Genomic DNA, 18,399 nt, shown 5'->3' on the forward strand with positions numbered 1-18,399 from the left:
GCAAAACGAAGGCCGCCGCGTGTCGGGGCACCGGCGGGCGGCGCGGGCACGCGCGCCGCGCCGTACGTCCGTATGTCCGTGCCTCAGGCGCGCGGCACGACGATCAGCAGCACCGACAGCGTGACGATCGACGCGACGGTCGAGAACAGGATCGTGCGCGAGGTGACCTGCGGTTCGCGCCGATAGAACTCGGCGAGCATGAACGGCCCGGTGCCGGTGGGCAGCGCGGCCAGCACCACCGCCATCGCGACCAGCGCCGGCGGCAGGCCGAACACGCGCGCCGACAGCCACCAGGTCAGCGCCGGCTGCACCACCAGCTTGATGGTCGAGAGCAGCAGCGCGTCGGGCAGCACGCCGTGCGCGGGCCGCTTCTCGGCGAGGAACAGCCCGAGGCTGACCAGCGCGCAGGGGCTGGCCGCGCCGCCGAGCAGCTTCAGGAAGGTCTCGACGCTGGCAGGCGGCGCGACGTGGGCGGCCGACACCAGCGCGCCGACGAGCGGCGAGACGATCAGCGGATTGCGCCCGAGCGAGCCGAGCACCTTCAGCGCGAGCCGGTGCGGCGCGCGCTCGCTCTGCAGGCCGACCTCGATCAGCACGATCGCGAAGCCGAACAGCACGCAGGCGACGATGATGGTGGCGATGGTGGTCGGCATCAGGCTGGCCGGCCCGAACACCAGCAGGCAGAGCGGGAAGCCGATGTAGCCGGTGTTCGGGTAGGCGGCCGCGATCGCGTCGACGCTCGCGTCGGCCAGCGGCCGGCCGCGCGCAAGCCGCAGCGCCAGCACCACCACGAACGACACGGCGCAGGCGATCGAGAACGCCGCGATGAAGCGCGGCTGGTCGAGCTGCGCCCAGGTGGCATGCGCCATCACGTCGAACAGCAGCGCCGGCAGCGCGAGCCAGACCACGAAGCGGTTCAGTTCCGAAGCGGCGGTCGGGCCGAGCAGGCCGCGGCGGCGGCACAGGAAGCCGGCCAGGATCAGCGCGAAGATGGGAAGCAGGATGGGCAGCGTAGCGGACACGGCGGGACTCGGTCAGGAAGACGGATGGCAATCGACACGAAGCGCGCGCCGGGTAAACCCGCAGCTTCGGAAAACGAAGGAGGGTAGCTTGCCTGCTTGATACAATCCAATGCGATTTTTAAGCTAAGTCGATACCTTTTTTGCATCGTGCTCGATATCAAGCCGCTCCGTTATTTCGTGACGCTCGCCGAAACCGGCCATTTCGGCCGCGCGGCGACGCGGCTGAACCTGTCCCAGCCGCCGCTGTCGCGGCAGATCGCGGCGCTGGAAGCCTCGCTCGGCGTGACGCTGGTCGAGCGCGGGCCGCGCGGCGTCACGCTGACGCCGGCCGGCGAGCGTTTCCGCGACGACGCCAAGGCGATCCTGGCGGCCGTCGAGCGCGCCGCGCACCATGCGCGCGCGGCCGCCTCCGGCGCCGCCGGCAAGCTGACGGTGGGGTTCACGATGTGCGCGGCCTACAGCGTGGTGCCGCGCTACGCGCGCGAATTCGGCGCGGCCTGGCCCGAGGTGGCGCTGCACCTGCGCGAGACGGTGTCGAACGATCTCGCCGAACAGGTGCTGAATGGCCATATCGACGCGGCGATCCTGTTTCCCGGCGCGCCGCACGAGGGGCTCGCGCAGCGCACCGTCGTCACCGAGCCGCTGTGCGTCGCGCTGTCCCGCGAGCATCCGCGCGCGCGGGCGCGCCGGCTGCGGATCGCCGAGCTGGCCGACGAGCCGTTCGTGATGGCGGTCGAGGCCGTCGCGCCCACGCTGCGCGCCGCCATCGTCGACCATTGCCGGCACGGCGGCTTCGAGCCGAACATCCGCCTCGAGGTGCAGTTGCAGCAGACCGTGCTCGGGCTCGTCGACGAGGGCGTCGGCGTCGCGCTCGTGCCCGAATCGATGCGGCGCGCGCAGTGGGCCGGCGTGGTGTTCCGGCCGCTCGTCGACGCGCCGACCATCGAGCAGGCGCTGGTCTGGTCGCCGTCGAACCGCAACCCGTGCCTCGAACGGTTCCTCGCGATCGCCTGAACGGAACGCACGCGGCGCGGGCGCGGCGAGATCATGCGCCGGACGACAAAAAGCCCGGCCGGTGGACCACCGGCCGGGCTTTGTCGATTCGGCCGACACCCGCGCCAGGCGCGGGCAGCCGCCGCGTTACGCCTTCTGTTCCGGCTGGCGCAGGCGGATGTGCAGTTCCTTCAGCTGACGCTCGTCCACCGGGCTCGGCGCCTGCGTGAGCAGATCCTGCGCGCGCTGCGTCTTCGGGAACGCGATCACGTCGCGGATCGAATCGGCGCCGGCCATCATCGTGATGATCCGGTCGAGGCCGAACGCGATCCCGCCGTGCGGCGGCGCGCCGTACTGCAGCGCGTCGAGCAGGAAGCCGAACTTCGCCTGCGCTTCCTCCGGCCCGATCTTCAGCGCGCGGAACACCTTGCTCTGCACGTCTTCCTGGAAGATCCGCACCGAACCGCCGCCGATTTCCCAGCCGTTCAGGACCATGTCGTAGGCCTTCGCGAGGCAGCGGCCCGGATCCGTTTCGAGGTACTCGAGGTGCTCGTCCTTCGGGCTCGTGAACGGATGGTGGGCGGCCACGTAGCGCGCGTCCTCGTCGTCGTACTCGAACATCGGGAAGTCGATCACCCACAGCGGCTTCCAGCCCGACTCGACGAGGCCGTTGGCCTTGCCGAATTCCGAATGGCCGATCTTCAGGCGCAGCGCGCCGAGGCTGTCGTTGACCACCTTCGCGCGGTCGGCCGCGAAGAAGATGATGTCGCCGTCCTGCGCGCCAGTGCGCTCGAGGATCGCGGCGATCGACGCATCGTGCAGGTTCTTCACGATCGGGCTCTGCAGGCCGTCGCGGCCCTTCGCCTTCTCGTTGACCTTGATCCACGCGAGGCCCTTGGCGCCGTAGATGCGCACGAACTCGGTGTAGCCGTCGATGTCGCCGCGCGTCAGCTCGCTGCCCTTCGGCACGCGCAGCGCCGCGACGCGGCCGTCCTTGGTGTTGGCCGGCGTGCTGAACACCTTGAAGTCGACGTCCTTCATCGCGTCGGTCAGCTCGGTGAATTCGAGCTTCACGCGCAGGTCCGGCTTGTCCGAGCCGAAGCGGGCCATCGCTTCCGAGTACGGCATGACCGGGAACTTCGCGCCCAGCTCGACGCCGATCGTCTTGTGGAAGACGTGGCGGATCATTTCCTCGAACAGGTCGCGGATCTCCTGCTCGCCCAGGAACGAGGTCTCGCAGTCGATCTGCGTGAATTCGGGCTGGCGGTCGGCGCGCAGATCCTCGTCGCGGAAGCACTTGGTGATCTGGTAGTAGCGATCGAAGTTCGCCACCATCAGCAGCTGCTTGAACAGCTGCGGCGACTGCGGCAGCGCGAAGAACTGGCCCGCGTTGACGCGCGACGGCACCAGGTAGTCGCGCGCGCCTTCCGGCGTGCTCTTGGTCAGCATCGGCGTTTCGATGTCGATGAAGCCCTGCTCGTCGAGGTACTTGCGGACCTCGATCGCCACGCGGTAGCGCAGGCGCAGGTTGTGCTGCATCTGCGGGCGGCGCAGGTCGAGCACGCGATGCGTGAGGCGCGTGGTTTCGGAGAGGTTGTCGTCGTCGAGCTGGAACGGCGGCGTGACCGACGGGTTCAGCACCGTCAGCTCGTGGCACAGCACCTCGATCTTGCCGCTCTTCAGGCCCGCGTTGATGGTGCCGTCCGGGCGGCCGCGCACGAGGCCCTTCACCTGGATGCAGAACTCGTTGCGCACGCCCTCGGCCGCCGCGAACATCTCCGCGCGGTCCGGATCGCACACCACCTGCACGAGGCCCTCACGATCGCGCAGGTCGATGAAGATCACACCGCCGTGATCGCGGCGGCGATGCACCCAGCCGCACAGCGAAACGGTTTGGCCCAGCAGGTGTTCGGTCACGAGACCGCAGTATTCAGTTCGCATCGACATGATGTTTGCTTTCGTTCGGTTTGATCAACGGGGCGCAACACGCACACCCGGGGCATTACAGCGGAGGCTCGACGGGCGGACGCGCGGGTGCGGGCACGGGCACCGACGGCGCGACGACGCCCATCGAGACGATGTACTTCAGCGCGGCGTCGACCGACATGTCGAGCTCGACGACCTCGCTCTTGGGCACCATCAGGAAGAAGCCGGAGGTCGGGTTCGGCGTGGTCGGCACGTACACGCTCACGTACTCCTCCTTCAGGTGGTTGACCACGTCGCCGCCCGGCACGCCGGTCAGAAACGCGATCGTATAGGAGCCGCGGCGCGGATACTCGATCAGCAGCGCCTTGCGGAACGCGTTGCCGCTGCTCGACAGCAGCGTGTCGGACACCTGCTTGACGCTCGTGTAGATCGGCCCGACTACCGGGATGTGCCGCACCACGGCATTCCACCACGTCACGAGCTTCTGACCGATGAAATTCTGCGTGGCCAGCCCGACGATGAAGATGAACGCGAGCGTGAGCAGCGCGCCGATGCCGGGCAGGTGGAAGCCGAGCACACGCTCCGGTTGCCACGATTCTGGCAGCAGCAGCAGCGTCTGATCCATGATCCCGATCACCGAACCGAGCACCCACAGCGTGATCGCGAGCGGGACGAGGACCAGGAGGCCGGTCAGGAATACCGTTTTGAGGGTCGTCTTCTTCATCATCAGCCGTGAGGTAACCGCGCCGGTGCCCGGCACGAACACGCCGGCACCCGGACCGGGCGCCGGATCATCATCAGGTGTCGCTCGACGCGGCCGGCGCGGCCGGGGCCGGGGCCGCGGGGCTCGCGCCGGCGGCCGGCGCCGCCGCAGTCGAAGCCGCTGCTGCCGCCGGCGTGGCCGCATCGGGCTTGGCGGCCTCGCCGCCGGCGCCGTCAGCGCCCGTGGCCGGCGCGCTCTTGCCGCCCGAGCCGCCCCGGAAGTCGGTCACGTACCAGCCCGAGCCCTTCAACTGGAACCCGGCGGCCGTCACCTGCTTGCGGAAGGCATCCTTCCCGCACTCGGGGCAAACGGACAGCGGCGCGTCGCTCATCTTCTGGAGCACGTCCTTCGCGAAACCGCACGCATCGCATCGATAGGCGTAAATCGGCATGTTTTCTTCCCGCGGAAACTAGAAACGTCTTGCAAAACCTTGAATTATATCCGAAAGCTCACCGTACTCCGCCCGTTTCGGCGCCAGGTGAGCCAGCTTTCGCGCCCTTCAAACACCGGCAGCGAATCGGCGACCGGCAGCGCCTGCTCGAGCACGAACCAGGCGCCCAACAGCGCATCGAGCGCATCACGCTCGATGCCGAACGGCGGCCCCTTGCGCGTCGCGCCCAGCACGAAGCAGCCGGCCAGCACGCCGCCCTCGGGCAGCAGCGCCGCCATGCGCGCCGCGTAGTCGGGCCAGCGCGCCGGCGGCAGCGCGCAGAGAAACGCGCGCTCGTAGATCCATTGCGGCCGCCACGGCGGCGCATAGGCGAAGAAATCGGCCTGCTCGACCACGCCCGCGTGCTCGCCCAGTTGCCGGCGCGCCGCGTCCACCGCGCTCGCCGAGAAATCGATCGCCTTGACCGGCCAGCCGGCCCGCGCGAGCCACTGCGCCTCGTGGGCGCTGCCGCAACCGGGCACCAGCACCGGACACGGCGCGAGCGCAGCCGCGAACGCGGCGAACGCCTCGGGCACGCGCGCGAGATCCCAGGGCAGGAAATCGCGGTCGAAGCGCTCGTCCCAGAACGCGGCGCTGCCGGGATCGCGATGCGCGAAACCCGCGCCGGCCTCGCCGGCCGCCCCGGACGTCGGCGAAATCGGGTCGCTCGACCCGCCCGCGACGTCGGCCGGCGTGCGGCTGCGCTCGCTCATGGCCGCGCCCGTGTCAGGCGCCGGCCGCGAGCGCGAGCAGTACGCGCGCGACGATCGCCCCGACGCCGACCGCGAGGCCGAACACCAGCAGCGCCTGCAGCAGCCGGTTGGTGCGCTTTTGCTCGATCAGGATCTGCTGCATCAGTTCGTCGGTGGCCGCGCGCGGCGAGTTGTGCCGCTCGGCGAATGCGTGATGGATCAGGCGCGGCAGCTGCGGCAGCGTCTTGCTCCATTGCGGCGCCTCGACCTTGAAGCGTTCGTACCAGCCGCGCAGGCCGATCTGCTCGGCCATCCAGCGCTCCAGATAGGGCTTGGCCGTCTTCCAGAGATCGAGCTCGGGGTCGAGCGAGCGGCCGAGCCCCTCGACGTTCAGCATGGTCTTCTGCAGCAGCACGAGCTGCGGCTGGATCTCGACGTTGAAGCGGCGCGAGGTGGAGAACAGCCGCATCAGCACCTGGCCGAGCGAGATGTCCTTCAGCGCGCGGTCGAAATACGGCTCGCAGACGGCGCGGATCGCGCTCTCGAGCTCCTCGACGCGCGTGTTCGGCGGCACCCAGCCCGACTCGAGGTGCAGCGTCGCGACGCGGTGATAGTCGCGCTTGAAGAACGCGAGGAAGTTCTGCGCGAGATAGTTCTTGTCGAAGTCGGACAGCGCGCCGACGATCCCGAAATCGAGCGCGATATAGCGGCCGAAGTGCTGCGGATCGAGGCTGACCTGGATGTTGCCCGGGTGCATGTCGGCATGGAAGAAGCCGTCGCGGAACACCTGCGTGAAGAAGATCTCCACGCCCTCTCGCGCGAGCTTCGGGATGTCGACGCCGGCCGCGCGCAGCGTCTCGACCTGGCTGATCGGCACGCCCGACATGCGCTCCATCACGAGCACCGACTGCGAGCTGAAATCCCAGAACATCTCCGGCACCAGCAGGATGTCGAGCCCGGCGAAGTTGCGGCGCAACTGGCTGCCGTTGGCGGCCTCGCGCATCAGGTCGAGCTCGTCGTGCAGGTATTTGTCGAACTCGGCCACCACTTCGCGCGGCTTCAGGCGCCGGCCGTCCGGCCAGAGCCGCTCGGCCCAGATCGCGATGTCGCGCAGCAGCGCCATGTCGGAATCGATCACGGGCAGCATGTTCGGGCGCAGCACCTTGACGGCCACCGCCTTGCCCGCGTGGACGCCCTGCTTCAGCTTCGCGAAGTGGACCTGCGCGATCGACGCGCTCGCCACCGGCACCGGATCGAATTCGTCGAAGAACTCGCCGATCGGCGCGCCGAGCGACTTCTCGACGATCGACATCGCCACCGCCGAATCGAACGGCGGCACCTGGTCCTGCAGTTTCGCAAGCTCGATCGCGAAATCGACGGGCAGCAGGTCGCGGCGCGTGGACAGCACCTGGCCGAACTTCACGAAGATCGGGCCGAGGCTTTCGAGCGCGCGGCGCAGGCGCACCGCGGGCGGATCGGAGAAACGGCGGCCGATGGTGGTGATGCGCAGCAGCAGCTTGACGCGACGATCGTCGATACGCGACAGCATGACCTCGTCGAGGCCGAAGCGGATCACGGTGTAGACGATTTTGATGAAACGGAAAATGCGCATGCGATGCGGTCCCTCAGTTCACGCCGCGCGGGCTGCCGCCCGCCGGCGCGCCGGATCGTTGTTCCAGGCGCTCGACCCGCTTTTCGATACGGGCCAGCGCGTCGCGCGCGCGCGCGAGTTCGGCGTCGAAATCGCCGAGCGCGGCACGCCGCACGACCTGGGGATTCTCGTCGAGAAAGTATTCGGTCAACGAGTCGAGCAGATTACGGCCGGTGCGGCGCGCCTGATCGCCGGCCGAACGCACCAGCGTCGCGATCCGGTAGGCGGCGGCGTCGCCGACGATCCGCGCGAGATCCTCCTCGGGCTCCCAGCGCAGATGTTCGGCGAGCTTCGCGAGCTGGGTCGCGAATTCGGCGTCGCCCTCGAGCTTGACGTGCTTCATGACGGCGGCCTGGCCGCCCTGCACGAACGCCGAGAGCGCGTCGAGCGGCGAGCGCTGCGCGCCGCCGAGCGCGATCGACACGTCCACCTGCGGCGCCTCGTGGGCCTCGAGCGCGGCGAAATAGCCGTCCGGCTGCACCAGCAGCAACAACGCGACGGGCGGGAATTCGAGTCGGGCGGTTTTCCCGGCGTAGGGAATCAGGCGTTCGCGCGCCCACGATTCACGGGCGAGCAGATGGTTGACGGCAGCGGCGACAGACTTGGCGGCAAAGGTCATCGGACTGAGTAAAAAACCCGCGCAGGCAGGGTGCCCGCGCGGGTTCCTATTGTAACGTCGGATCGGTCCGGCCCCGCTCCGGCATCGGCCGATTTATCCGGGGCGCCGGGTCCGGCGCAAGGCTCAGTGCAGGTTGATCTGCTGGATGCCGGCCAGCAGCCAGCCTTCGTTGCCCGACTTGGTCAGGTTCCAGACCTCCTCGAACGACTCGGCCGGCGCGCCCGGATTCTCGCGGATCAGGCCGTGGAAGCGCACGCTCGCCTCGGACTGGCTGCCGTGCTGCTCGACGCCGAGCAGGTCGGCATCGAGCTGGACCACGTCGGTCTGATTCTTTCCCGCGCCGCGCGAATCGAGATCGATCTTCACCTCGGCGAACATCTCGGGCGTGGTGAATTCGCGGATGTCGGCCATGTTGCCCTGGTCCCAGGCGGCCTGCAGCCGGACGAAGTAGACCTTCGCGTTGCGCACGAACGCCTCGGTGTCGAAGCCGGCCGGCACCTGCGGCGCCGCGCTCGCGCCGTTCGCCACCCCCACCGCCGCGCCGCCGCCGAACACGCTCGCCGCCTCGTTCGCGTAGCTGCTGGACGACGCGGGCTGCGGCGCCGACGCGTAGTTCGCGTTGCCCGCCGCGTAGCCGCCGCCGGCCGCGCCGTCGGCGCCGCGGTTCATCGACGAGCCCGAGCCCGCATAGGCCGGCTCCTGCCGGCGGCCGCGGTTCATCAGCTTGCGCACCAGCCAGATGCCGACGAACGCGAGCAGCGCGATCACGATCAGGTTCGCCATCATGCCGGCGAACGCGCCGCCGAGCCCGAAGTGGGACAACAGCGCCGCGATACCGAGGCCGGCGGCCAGGCCGGCGATCGGCCCGAGCCAGCGCGAGCGGTTGGGCTGGGCGGCCGGAGCCGGCTGCGCGCCGCGCTGCATCGGGGCCGGCGCGGCCTGCTGCATCGGCTGCTGGGCGGGCGGCGTGGCCTGGCGCTGCTGCACCATCTGGGACTGACGCCCGACGCTGCGGCCGCCGCCCATGCGGCGCGCCTCGGCATCGAGCGACGCGAACGTGCCGGCCGCGAGCAGGCCGACCATGAACAGCGTGCCGAGCCGTCGTGCCCACGGCCTCCGCTGCTTGCTGCCATTGTTCAACGCACGGGACTCGGACATCGCTATCTCCAAAATGAAAGGCAACTGTATGGACAGAACCCCTTAGTACTTGGTTCCGTGGTGTAACGCTACCACGCCACCTGACAAATTGTAATATTTGACAGCGTCGAGGCCCGCCTGCTCCATCATCGTCTTCAGCGTGTCCTGATCCGGATGCATCCGGATCGACTCGGCAAGATACTGGTAACTCCCGGCATCTTTCGCGAACTTGTCGCCCAGCCACGGTAATACTTTGAAAGAATACAGATCGTAGGCTTTTTTCAGCGGCGCCCACACTTTCGAGAATTCGAGCACCATCACGCGCCCGCCAGGCCGCGTCACGCGCCGCATCTCGGCCAGCGCGGCATCCTTGTGGGTCATGTTGCGCAGCCCGAACGCCACCGTCACCACGTCGAAATGGTTGTCGGGAAACGGGATCTTCTCGGCGTCGCAGAGCAGCGACGGCGTGACCACGCCCTTGTCGAGCAGCCGGTCGCGGCCCACGCGCAGCATCGATTCGTTGATGTCGGTATGCCAGACCTCGCCGGTCGGGCCAGCCGCCTTCGCGAACGCGCGCGTCAGGTCGCCGGTGCCGGCCGCGATGTCGAGCACCTTGTAGCCGGGCCGCACGTTCGCCTGCGCGATCGTGAACGCCTTCCAGGCGCGGTGCATGCCGGCCGACATCAGGTCGTTCATCAGGTCGTAGTTGCTCGCGACCGAGTGGAACACTCCCGCCACCTTTTTCGCCTTGTCCTGCTCGTCGACGGTCTCGAAGCCGAAGTGGGTTTTGCTCATCGCGTGAATCCTCTGGAAATGGCAAGACGGCGCCGGAAGGGCGCCGTCGGATCAGTCGGTGGTCAGTGGCAGTGGCCGCTCGGGCCGCCCGCCGCGGGCATCGGCGCGTCGCGTTCGACGCCGGCCGCCTGCAGCTTGTCGAAATACTCGCGCCAGAGCGCATCCTGGCGCGTCGCCAGCTCGTACAGCAGATCCCACGAGTAGATGCCGGTGGAATGGCCGTCGGAGAAGGTCGGTTGCAGCGCGTAGTGGCCGACGCCCTCGAGCGCCGTGATGGTCACGCCGCGCTTGCCGGTCTGCAGGGTCTCCTGCCCGGGACCGTGGCCGCGCACTTCGGCCGACGGCGAGAAGACGCGCATCAGTTCGAACGGCACGCGGTAGCTTTCGCCGTTCGGGTACTGCAGTTCGAGCACGCGCGATACCGCGTGGACGACCACGCCGGACGGAATTGGCGTGGTCGGGGTCAAGCCGCTCATGAAGAATGCCTCGTGTTCAAAACCTGTTCGATTTCCTCGTGGACCGCGTTGTGCAGCAGCGTGGCCTGCGCCGAGCGCAGCCGCAGCAGCGCGTCGGACACCGAGCGCTGGCGCGGCGCCCAGACCGGCTGCGGGAAATGCGCGTCGTTCGAGAAGCGCGGGATCACATGCCAGTGGACGTGCGGCACCTGGTTGCCGAGGCTCGCGAGATTCACCTTATCAGGTTGCATCACGCGGCGCACGGCCCGCTCGACGGCCGCCACGACGCGCATCAGATGCACGCGCGCGGGTTCGTCGAGATCGGAGAACTCGGCGACGTGCGCCTGCCAGATCACGCGGCAGAAGCCCGGGTAATCGGTCTCGGCGGTGGCGAGCACGACGCGCAGCAGGTCGCCCTTCCAGAGCAGCTCGCCCCCGTCCTCGCGGCAGAATACGCAATCCATCGTCAATTCCTTACAGGTCGGACGCCCCCGACTTTACACCAGGACGCGCTCGATCCCGCCGTTGTTGGCGCGCGCCACGTAGTCCGCCATCCAGTTTTCGCCGAGCATGCTGCGCGCGATCTCGACGACGATGTAGTCGGCCTCGATGCCGGCATCCTCGTTGTAGCGCGACAGCCCCTGCAGGCACGACGGGCAGCTGGTCAGGATCTTCACGTCGGCCTGGCCGGCCACCGCCGCGCCGTCGCCCGACACCACCGGGATGTTGCGCAGCTGCGCGGCGCCCTTGCGGATCTCCTCCTCCTTGCGGAAGCGGATCTGCGTCGAGACGTCCGGCCGCGTGACCGCCAGCGTGCCCGACTCGCCGCAGCAGCGGTCGTTCTTGGCGATCTTGTAGCCGTCCTTCTCGGCGCCCATCAGCTCGTTGACGAGCTTGACCGGGTCCATGGTCTTGATCGGCGTGTGGCACGGGTCGTGGTACATGTAGCGCGTCCCCGACACGCCGTCGAGCTTCATGCCCTTCTCGAGCAGGAACTCGTGGATGTCGATGATCCGGCAGCCCGGGAAGATCTTCTCGAATTCATAGCCGGCGAGCTGGTCGTAGCAGGTGCCGCACGACACCACCACCGTCTTGATATCGAGATAATTCAGCGTGTTCGCCATGCGGTGGAACAGCACGCGATTGTCGGTGACGATCTGCTCGGCCTTGTCGTACTGGCCCGAGCCGCGCTGCGGATAGCCGCAGCAGAGGTAGCCCGGCGGCAGCACGGTCTGCACCCCGGCTTCCCACAGCATCGCCTGGGTCGCCAGCCCGACCTGCGAGAACAGCCGCTCCGAACCGCAGCCCGGGAAGTAGAACACCGCTTCCGAATCGACCGAGGTGGTCTTCGGATTGCGGATGATCGGCACGATCTTGTTGTCCTCGATGTCGAGCAGCGCGCGCGCCGTCTTCTTCGGCAGGTTGCCCGGCATCTTCTTGTTCACGAAGTGGATCACCTGCTCGACCACCGGCGCCTTGCCGGTGGTGGCGGGCGGGCGCGCCGTCTGCTTCTTCGTGACCTTCTTCAGCATGTCGTTGGCCAGGCGCTGCGCCTTGTAGCCGACGCCCATCATCACGCCGCGCGCGGCGTTGATGGTCTGCGGGTTGGTGGCGTTCAGGAAGAACATGCCGGCCGCCTGGCCCGGATTGAACTTCTTCTTGCCCATCTTGCGCAGCAGGTTGCGCATGTTCATCGTCACGTCGCCGAAGTCGATCTTGACCGGGCAGGGCGTGACGCACTTGTGGCAGACCGTGCAGTGGTCGGCCACGTCGTTGAACTCGTCCCAGTGCTGGATCGACACGCCGCGCCGGGTCTGTTCCTCGTACAGGAACGCCTCGACCAGCAGCGAGGTGGCGAGGATCTTGTTGCGCGGGCTGTAGAGCAGGTTCGCGCGCGGCACGTGGGTCGCGCAGACCGGCTTGCACTTGCCGCAGCGCAGGCAGTCCTTGACCGATTCGGCGATCGCGCCGATGTCGGACTGCTGCATGATCAGCGACTCGTAGCCCATCAGCCCGAAGCTCGGCGTGTAGGCGTTGCGCAGGTCCGCGCCCTCGAGCAGCTTGCCCTTGTTGAAGCGGCCGTGCGGATCGACGCGATGCTTGTACTCGCGGAATTCGCGCAGTTCCTCCTCGGTCAGGAACTCGAGCTTGGTGATGCCGATGCCGTGCTCGCCCGAGATCACGCCGTCGAGCGAACGCGCGATCTGCATGATGCGCGCGACCGCGACGTGCGCGTCCTGCAGCATCTCGTAGTTGTCGGAATTGACCGGGATGTTGGTGTGGACGTTGCCGTCGCCGGCGTGCATGTGCAGCGCCACGAACACGCGGCCGCGCAGCACGCGCTTGTGGATCGCCTGCGCTTCATCGAGGATCGGCTTGAACGCGCCGCCGTTGAAGATCGCGCGCAGTTCCGCGCGCAGCTCCTGCTTCCACGACACGCGGATCGTGCGGTCCTGCGTGATGTGGAACACGGTCGCCTCGGGCTGCGCGTCGGCGCGTGCCGCAAAGGTGGCCGCGAGCTTCTCGTGGCCGAGCTGCACGAGGTAGTGCTGCGCCTCGCGCAGCGGCATGTCGAGCCGGTCGCGCAGGAATTCCCAGCGCGCGCGCACCTGCTTGAACAGTTCGAGCGCGTGCTGGACGCGGTCCTCGAGCAGTTCGGCGCTCGGGATCTCGTTGGCGTCGTCGCTCTTGCCGAGCGGCAGGTCGCCGGTGCGGAAGAACGCTTCGAGCGCGTCGAGCAGCTGCAGCTTGTTCTTGATCGACAGCTCGATGTTGATGCGTTCGATCGCGTCGGTGTACTCGCCCATCCGGTTCAGCGGGATCACGACGTCTTCGTTGATCTTGAACGCGTTGGTGTGCTTCGCGATCGCGGCGGTGCGGCTGCGGTCGAGCCAGAAGCGCTTGCGCGCCTCGGCACTGACGGCCACGAAGCCCTCGCCGCTCTTGCCGTTGGCCATCCGGATCACTTCCGAGGTGGCCGCGGCCACCGCGTCGGCGTCGTCGCCGACGATGTCGCCGATCAGCACCATCTTCGGGAACGCGTTGCGCTTGCTCTTGGTGGCGTAGCCGACCGCGCGCAGGTAGCGTTCGTCGAGGTGCTCGAGGCCGGCCAGGATCGCGCCGCCCTGCTTCGAGGTCTCGAACAGGTAGTCCTTGATTTCGACGATGCTCGGGATCGCCTCGCGCGCCTGGCCGAAGAATTCGAGGCAGACGGTGCGCGTATGCGCGGGCATCTTGTGCAGGATCCAGCGCGCCGAGGTGATGAGGCCGTCGCAGCCTTCCTTCTGCACGCCGGGCAGGCCCGCCAGGAACTTGTCGGTGACGTCCTTGCCGAGCCCTTCCTTGCGGAAGCGCCGGCCCTCGATCTCGAGCATCTCGCTGCGAAGCAGCTTCTCGCCCGGCGCGTGGGCGCCGTCGAACCACTTCAGCTCGAAGCGCGCGACCGCGATGTCGTGGATCTTGCCCTGGTTGTGTTCGTGACGCGTGACCTCGAGCCAGTTGCCGTCCGGGTCGACCATTCGCCACCAGGCCAGGTTGTCGAGCGCGGTGCCCCACAGCACGGCCTTCTTGCCGCCGGCGTTCATCGCGACGTTGCCGCCGATGCACGACGCGTCGAGCGAGGTCGGATCGACCGCGAACACGTAGCCGGCCGCCTCGGCCGCCTCGGTCACGCGGCGCGTGACGACACCGGCGCCCGAGAAGATGGTCGGCACCTTGTGCGCGACGCCGGGCAGCTCGGTCAGCTCGACCGCGCCGAGCTGTTCGAGCTTCTCGGTGTTGATCACGGCCGAGAACGGCGTGAGCGGCACCGCGCCGCCCGTGTAGCCGGTGCCGCCGCCGCGCGGGATCACCGTCAGGCCCAGCTCGAAGCAGGCCTTCACGAGCGCGGCGATCTCGGCCTCGGTGTCGGGCGTGAGGATCACGAACGGGTATTCGACGCGCCAGTCGGTGGCGTCGGTCACGTGCGAGACGCGCGCGAGGCCGTCGAAGCGGATGTTGTCCTTCTGCGTGCAGCGGCCGAGCGCCTTGGTGGCCCGGCGGCGCAGGTCGGCCATCTGCTCGAACTCGCGCGCGAACGCGTCCACCGCGCCGCGCGCGGCCACCGTCAGCAGCGCCACGCGCGAGGCGCGATCGTGCCCCGCGTCGTCGTCGTGCGTGCTGAGGTCGGCCTGGCGGCGCTTGTCGATCTCGGCGAGCCGGTGGTTCAGCGCGTCCACCAGCATCTGGCGGCGCTTCGGGTTGTCGAGCAGGTCGTCCTGCAGGTACGGATTGCGACGCACCACCCAGATGTCGCCGAGCACTTCGTACAGCATGCGCGCCGAGCGGCCGGTACGGCGTTCGCCGCGCAGTTCGTCGAGCGCCGACCAGGCTTCCTCGCCCAGCAGGCGGATCACGATCTCGCGATCCGAGAACGACGTGTAGTTGTACGGGATTTCGCGCAGGCGCGGTTTCAGGTCGGCGGCGACGACGGCAGCCGCGCCATGCGGATCGAAAACTTGTGGTGCGTTCATGGTTCGGACAGTTCGGAAGGCCGGCCGTGCGCTGGAGGCACGACACCGGCATGCGCTTGGTGCGCGGATCTGGGGAAAATCTTCTGTTACCAGGCCTGGGGCTGCCTGGCGGAGCTCGGAGCCATCAGCACGATCGCGCGCAGTGCGCATGCCGAACCGCCGCGGGACATGCTGCGCGCGGGGAAGGCATCAAATGGGCAATCCGGAACTGCCGTTGCATCTTCCGATCCTTGATTCAAAACAGAATTCTAACCCAGGATGGGCGCACGCGTGAGCGCCTGGCGCGGCCGGCGCGGCCCGCTGGTGGCGGCACTACGAGAACAGGTAGGTCGCCGGCGGCCCGATTCATCCTCCGACTCACCCTCCCGTCGGCCATCCGATCCGTCATCGAATTTGCCGTCCGTCCGGTCGGTCACCGGACCAGCCGGCCCGCCGGGGCGAGGTTGGCGCTAAAATCGCGATTTTCCCCGCTTTCTGGCGCGCCGGTCGATACCCGCGCGACCGTCATGGCTGCTCACGATTACCTGAAGAAGATCCTCACCGCGCGCGTCTACGACGTGGCGGTCGAAACCGCGCTCGAACCGGCACGCAACCTGTCCGCGCGCGTGCGCAACCGCGTCTGGCTCAAGCGCGAGGACAATCAACCGGTGTTCTCGTTCAAGCTGCGCGGCGCCTACAACCGCATGGCCCACCTGAGCGCCGATGCGCTCGCGCGCGGCGTGATCACCGCCTCGGCCGGCAACCACGCGCAGGGCGTCGCGTTCTCGGCCGCGCGCCTCGGCGTGAAGGCCGTGATCGTGGTGCCCGTCACCACCCCGCAGGTCAAGGTCGACGCGGTGCGCACGCACGGCGGGCCGACCGTCGAGGTGATCCAGGCCGGCGAATCGTTCAGCGACGCCTACGCCCACGCGCTCGAGGTGCAGCGCCAGCGCGAGCTGACCTTCGTCCACCCGTTCGACGATCCCGACGTGATCGCCGGCCAGGGCACGGTTGCGATGGAAGTGCTGCGCCAGCACCAGGGGCCGATCCACGCGATCTTCGTGCCGATCGGCGGCGGCGGCCTGGCGGCCGGCGTGGCCGCCTACGTCAAGGCGGTGCGCCCCGAGATCCGTGTGATCGGCGTGCAGACCGAGGATTCCTGCGCGATGGCGCAGTCGATCCGCGCCGGCGAGCGCGTGACGCTGGCCGAGGTCGGGCTGTTCTCGGACGGCACGGCCGTGAAGCTGGTCGGCGAGGAAACGTTCCGGCTCTGCCGCGAGCTGCTCGACGACGTGATCACGGTGGACACCGACGCGCTGTGCGCGGCGATCAAGGACGTGTTCCAGGACACGCGCAGCGTGCTGGAGCCGGCCGGCGCGCTGGCCGTGGCGGGCGCGAAGCGCTACGCGGCGCAAGTCGGCATCGAGGGCGAGACGCTGGTGGCGATCACCTCGGGCGCCAACATGAACTTCGACCGGATGCGCTTCGTGGCCGAGCGCGCCGAGGTGGGCGAGGCGCGCGAGGCGGTGTTCGCGGTGACGATCCCCGAGGAGCGCGGCAGCTTCCGGCGCTTCTGCGAGCTGGTGGGCGAGCGCAACGTGACCGAGTTCAACTACCGGATCGCCGACGAGCGCGCCGCGCAGATCTTCGTGGGCGTGCAGATCCGCCGCCGCGGGGAATCGGCCGAGATCGCGGCGAACTTCGCCGCGCACGGCTTCGAGGCGGCCGACCTGACCGGCGACGAACTGTCGAAGGATCACATTCGCTACATGGTGGGCGGGCGCTCGCCGCTCTCGCGCGACGAGCGGCTGTTCCGCTTCACGTTCCCGGAGCGTCCGGGCGCGCTGATGAAGTTCCTGTCGGCGATGGCGCCGAACTGGAACATCAGCCTGTTCCATTACCGCAACCAGGGCGCGGACCACAGCTCGATCCTGGTCGGGCTGCAGGTGCCGGGCGCCGATCACGCGGCGTTCGACCGGTTCCTCGCCACGCTCGGCTACCCGTATCACGAAGAGACCGCGAACCCGGCCTACCGGCTGTTCCTGTCCTGATTGCAGAGAAACGCTCGATGACTCCCGACCATTCCCCGCTCGGCAAGGCCGCCGTCTACACGACCGACTACGACGCCTCGCTGCTGTTCCCGATCCCGCGCGCCGGCGCGCGCGAGCAGATCGGCATCGGCGCCGCGCTGCCGTTCTTCGGCACCGACATCTGGAACGCCTACGAACTGTCGTGGCTCACCCCGCGCGGCAAGCCGCAGATCGCGGTGGCGACGTTCCTGGTGCCGGCCGATTCGCCGAACATCGTCGAATCGAAGTCGTTGAAGCTCTATCTCGGCTCGTTCGCGCAGACCGCGTTCGATTCGGTCGATGCCGTGCGCGATACGCTCAAACGCGACGTGTCGGCCGCCTGCGGCGCGAGCGTGGCGGTGCAGCTGGCCTCGCCGTCGGGGTTCGCGAAACTGAAGCTGGAGGAACTCGACGGCCTCTCGCTCGACCGGCTCGACCTCGACACCGACGTCTATCATCCTGACCCGACGCTGCTGGCGGCCTCGCACGGCGAGTCGCCGGTCGAGGAAACGCTGGTGTCGGACCTGCTGAAGTCGAACTGCCCGGTCACGGGCCAGCCCGACTGGGGCAGCGTGCAGGTCCATTACGTCGGCGCGCCGATCGACCACGCGGGGCTGCTGCGCTACCTGATCTCGTTCCGCAATCACACGGGCTTCCACGAGCAGTGCGTCGAGCGGATCTTCGTCGACATCCTGCGCGAATGCCGGCCGCTGAAGCTGGCCGTCTATGCACGCTACACGCGTCGCGGCGGGCTCGACATCAACCCGTTCCGCACCAACTTCAACCAGCCGCTGCCCGACAACGCGCGCACCGCGCGGCAGTAAACGCGGCAGCGGGCGCTCCAGAAACGACAAACGCGGCCAGCCGGGCATCGAAGCCCGCCTTGCCGCGTTTGTCATTGACAAAGGCCGATCACGGCCGCGCCGCTTACCTGACGGGCGGCTTGTACGCGATGCAGTCCACCTCGACCTTGCAGTCGATCACCATGCTCGACTGCACGCAGGCACGTGCCGGCGGATGCTCGCCGAAATACGACACGAACACCTTGTTGAACGAGGCGAAGTCGCGCGCGTCGTCGAGCCAGACGCCGCAGCGCACGACGTGCTCGACGCCGTAGCCGGCATCCTTGAGGATCGCGATCAGGTTCTCGATCGCCTGCTTCGACTGCGTGACGATGCCGCCCTCGACGACCTCGCCGTTCACCATCGGCGTCTGCCCCGACACGTACAGCCAGCCGTCCGCTTCCACCGCCCGCGCGAACGGCATCACCTGGCCGCCCGTTCCCTTCGCATCGCCCACACCGTAACGCTTCATCGTTTTCTCCTTCGGTTTGCTGGTTCGGGCCGTGCCGGCGCGG

Annotated in this window: 16 protein-coding genes; 3 read left to right on the plus strand and 13 right to left on the minus strand. The window is 68.2% G+C overall.

What is annotated here, in order from left to right:
* Nucleotides 1-83: 83 nt before the first annotated feature.
* Nucleotides 84-1,022 carry an AEC family transporter gene (locus tag BpN12_RS31100; protein WP_246795955.1) on the minus strand — a complete coding sequence of 313 codons (939 nt, stop codon included), beginning with the start codon at nt 1,020-1,022 and terminating at the stop codon, nt 84-86.
* A 147-nt stretch (nt 1,023-1,169) separates the two neighbouring features.
* On the opposite strand from BpN12_RS31100, the gene BpN12_RS31105 reads away from it, so the two are divergent.
* A complete protein-coding gene (locus BpN12_RS31105; RefSeq protein WP_055139250.1) occupies nt 1,170-2,036 on the plus strand; it encodes a LysR family transcriptional regulator in 867 nt (288 codons plus the stop codon).
* Nucleotides 2,037-2,162: 126 nt separating this feature from the next.
* Here BpN12_RS31105 and aspS read toward each other — a convergent pair whose 3' ends face one another.
* The 11 genes from aspS to BpN12_RS31160 form a co-directional block, all read right to left on the minus strand.
* Complete coding sequence (gene aspS / locus BpN12_RS31110) at nt 2,163-3,962, minus strand: aspartate--tRNA ligase (protein WP_042625992.1); 1,800 nt, start codon at nt 3,960-3,962, stop codon at nt 2,163-2,165.
* A gap of 55 nt (nt 3,963-4,017) precedes the next feature.
* Nucleotides 4,018-4,668 carry a DUF502 domain-containing protein gene (locus BpN12_RS31115; RefSeq protein WP_015876994.1) on the minus strand — a complete coding sequence of 217 codons (651 nt, stop codon included), beginning with the start codon at nt 4,666-4,668 and terminating at the stop codon, nt 4,018-4,020.
* 70 nt (nt 4,669-4,738) lie between these two features.
* Nucleotides 4,739-5,095 carry an FmdB family zinc ribbon protein gene (locus BpN12_RS31120; protein ID WP_246795956.1) on the minus strand — a complete coding sequence of 119 codons (357 nt, stop codon included), beginning with the start codon at nt 5,093-5,095 and terminating at the stop codon, nt 4,739-4,741.
* A gap of 44 nt (nt 5,096-5,139) precedes the next feature.
* Nucleotides 5,140-5,847, minus strand: a complete 708-nt coding sequence (locus BpN12_RS31125) for a TPMT family class I SAM-dependent methyltransferase (RefSeq protein ID WP_246795957.1) — start codon at nt 5,845-5,847, stop codon at nt 5,140-5,142.
* 13 nt (nt 5,848-5,860) lie between these two features.
* Nucleotides 5,861-7,438, minus strand: coding sequence for a ubiquinone biosynthesis regulatory protein kinase UbiB (gene ubiB / locus BpN12_RS31130; RefSeq protein WP_246795958.1), 1,578 nt, complete (start codon nt 7,436-7,438; stop codon nt 5,861-5,863).
* A 13-nt stretch (nt 7,439-7,451) separates the two neighbouring features.
* Nucleotides 7,452-8,096: a ubiquinone biosynthesis accessory factor UbiJ gene (locus tag BpN12_RS31135; protein WP_246795959.1), complete on the minus strand. Its 645-nt coding sequence runs from the start codon at nt 8,094-8,096 to the stop codon at nt 7,452-7,454.
* A gap of 123 nt (nt 8,097-8,219) precedes the next feature.
* A complete protein-coding gene (locus tag BpN12_RS31140) occupies nt 8,220-9,254 on the minus strand; it encodes a TIM44-like domain-containing protein (RefSeq protein ID WP_246795960.1) in 1,035 nt (344 codons plus the stop codon).
* Between the two features lie 42 nt (nt 9,255-9,296).
* Nucleotides 9,297-10,028, minus strand: coding sequence for a bifunctional demethylmenaquinone methyltransferase/2-methoxy-6-polyprenyl-1,4-benzoquinol methylase UbiE (gene ubiE, locus BpN12_RS31145; RefSeq protein WP_055139255.1), 732 nt, complete (start codon nt 10,026-10,028; stop codon nt 9,297-9,299).
* Nucleotides 10,029-10,090: 62 nt separating this feature from the next.
* Nucleotides 10,091-10,504 carry a gamma-butyrobetaine hydroxylase family protein gene (locus tag BpN12_RS31150; protein WP_198251126.1) on the minus strand — a complete coding sequence of 138 codons (414 nt, stop codon included), beginning with the start codon at nt 10,502-10,504 and terminating at the stop codon, nt 10,091-10,093.
* Complete coding sequence (locus BpN12_RS31155; protein WP_246795961.1) at nt 10,501-10,947, minus strand: HIT family protein; 447 nt, start codon at nt 10,945-10,947, stop codon at nt 10,501-10,503. Before BpN12_RS31155 ends, BpN12_RS31150 begins: the two co-directional genes overlap by 4 nt.
* A 33-nt stretch (nt 10,948-10,980) precedes the next feature.
* Entirely contained in the window at nt 10,981-14,994 is a 4,014-nt protein-coding gene (locus BpN12_RS31160; protein ID WP_246795962.1) for a DUF3683 domain-containing protein, read from the minus strand.
* A gap of 506 nt (nt 14,995-15,500) precedes the next feature.
* On the opposite strand from BpN12_RS31160, the gene ilvA reads away from it, so the two are divergent.
* Both ilvA and queF read left to right on the plus strand, forming a co-directional pair.
* Nucleotides 15,501-17,024 carry a threonine ammonia-lyase, biosynthetic gene (gene ilvA, locus BpN12_RS31165; RefSeq protein ID WP_246795963.1) on the plus strand — a complete coding sequence of 508 codons (1,524 nt, stop codon included), beginning with the start codon at nt 15,501-15,503 and terminating at the stop codon, nt 17,022-17,024.
* 17 nt (nt 17,025-17,041) lie between these two features.
* Nucleotides 17,042-17,866 carry an NADPH-dependent 7-cyano-7-deazaguanine reductase QueF gene (queF, locus tag BpN12_RS31170; RefSeq protein WP_246795964.1) on the plus strand — a complete coding sequence of 275 codons (825 nt, stop codon included), beginning with the start codon at nt 17,042-17,044 and terminating at the stop codon, nt 17,864-17,866.
* A 103-nt stretch (nt 17,867-17,969) separates the two neighbouring features.
* On the opposite strand, the gene BpN12_RS31175 is transcribed toward queF, so the two are convergent.
* Nucleotides 17,970-18,356, minus strand: coding sequence for a RidA family protein (locus tag BpN12_RS31175; protein WP_246795965.1), 387 nt, complete (start codon nt 18,354-18,356; stop codon nt 17,970-17,972).
* Nucleotides 18,357-18,399 lie beyond the last annotated feature (43 nt).

The organism is Burkholderia perseverans (assembly GCF_022870505.1).
Classification (GTDB): domain Bacteria; phylum Pseudomonadota; class Gammaproteobacteria; order Burkholderiales; family Burkholderiaceae; genus Burkholderia; species Burkholderia plantarii.

Bases quoted from the DNA above. Each gene is read 5' to 3' on its own strand.
- aspS (WP_042625992.1), bottom strand. From the start codon at position 3,962: ATGTCGATGCGAACTGAATACTGCGGTCTCGTGACCGAACACCTGCTG.
- BpN12_RS31115 (WP_015876994.1), bottom strand. From the start codon at position 4,668: ATGATGAAGAAGACGACCCTCAAAACGGTATTCCTGACCGGCCTCCTG.
- BpN12_RS31120 (WP_246795956.1), bottom strand. From the start codon at position 5,095: ATGCCGATTTACGCCTATCGATGCGATGCGTGCGGTTTCGCGAAGGAC.
- BpN12_RS31125 (WP_246795957.1), bottom strand. From the start codon at position 5,847: ATGAGCGAGCGCAGCCGCACGCCGGCCGACGTCGCGGGCGGGTCGAGC.
- ubiB (WP_246795958.1), bottom strand. From the start codon at position 7,438: ATGCGCATTTTCCGTTTCATCAAAATCGTCTACACCGTGATCCGCTTC.
- BpN12_RS31135 (WP_246795959.1), bottom strand. From the start codon at position 8,096: ATGACCTTTGCCGCCAAGTCTGTCGCCGCTGCCGTCAACCATCTGCTC.
- BpN12_RS31140 (WP_246795960.1), bottom strand. From the start codon at position 9,254: ATGTCCGAGTCCCGTGCGTTGAACAATGGCAGCAAGCAGCGGAGGCCG.
- ubiE (WP_055139255.1), bottom strand. From the start codon at position 10,028: ATGAGCAAAACCCACTTCGGCTTCGAGACCGTCGACGAGCAGGACAAG.
- BpN12_RS31150 (WP_198251126.1), bottom strand. From the start codon at position 10,504: ATGAGCGGCTTGACCCCGACCACGCCAATTCCGTCCGGCGTGGTCGTC.
- BpN12_RS31155 (WP_246795961.1), bottom strand. From the start codon at position 10,947: ATGGATTGCGTATTCTGCCGCGAGGACGGGGGCGAGCTGCTCTGGAAG.
- BpN12_RS31160 (WP_246795962.1), bottom strand. From the start codon at position 14,994: ATGAACGCACCACAAGTTTTCGATCCGCATGGCGCGGCTGCCGTCGTC.
- ilvA (WP_246795963.1), top strand. From the start codon at position 15,501: ATGGCTGCTCACGATTACCTGAAGAAGATCCTCACCGCGCGCGTCTAC.
- queF (WP_246795964.1), top strand. From the start codon at position 17,042: ATGACTCCCGACCATTCCCCGCTCGGCAAGGCCGCCGTCTACACGACC.
- BpN12_RS31175 (WP_246795965.1), bottom strand. From the start codon at position 18,356: ATGAAGCGTTACGGTGTGGGCGATGCGAAGGGAACGGGCGGCCAGGTG.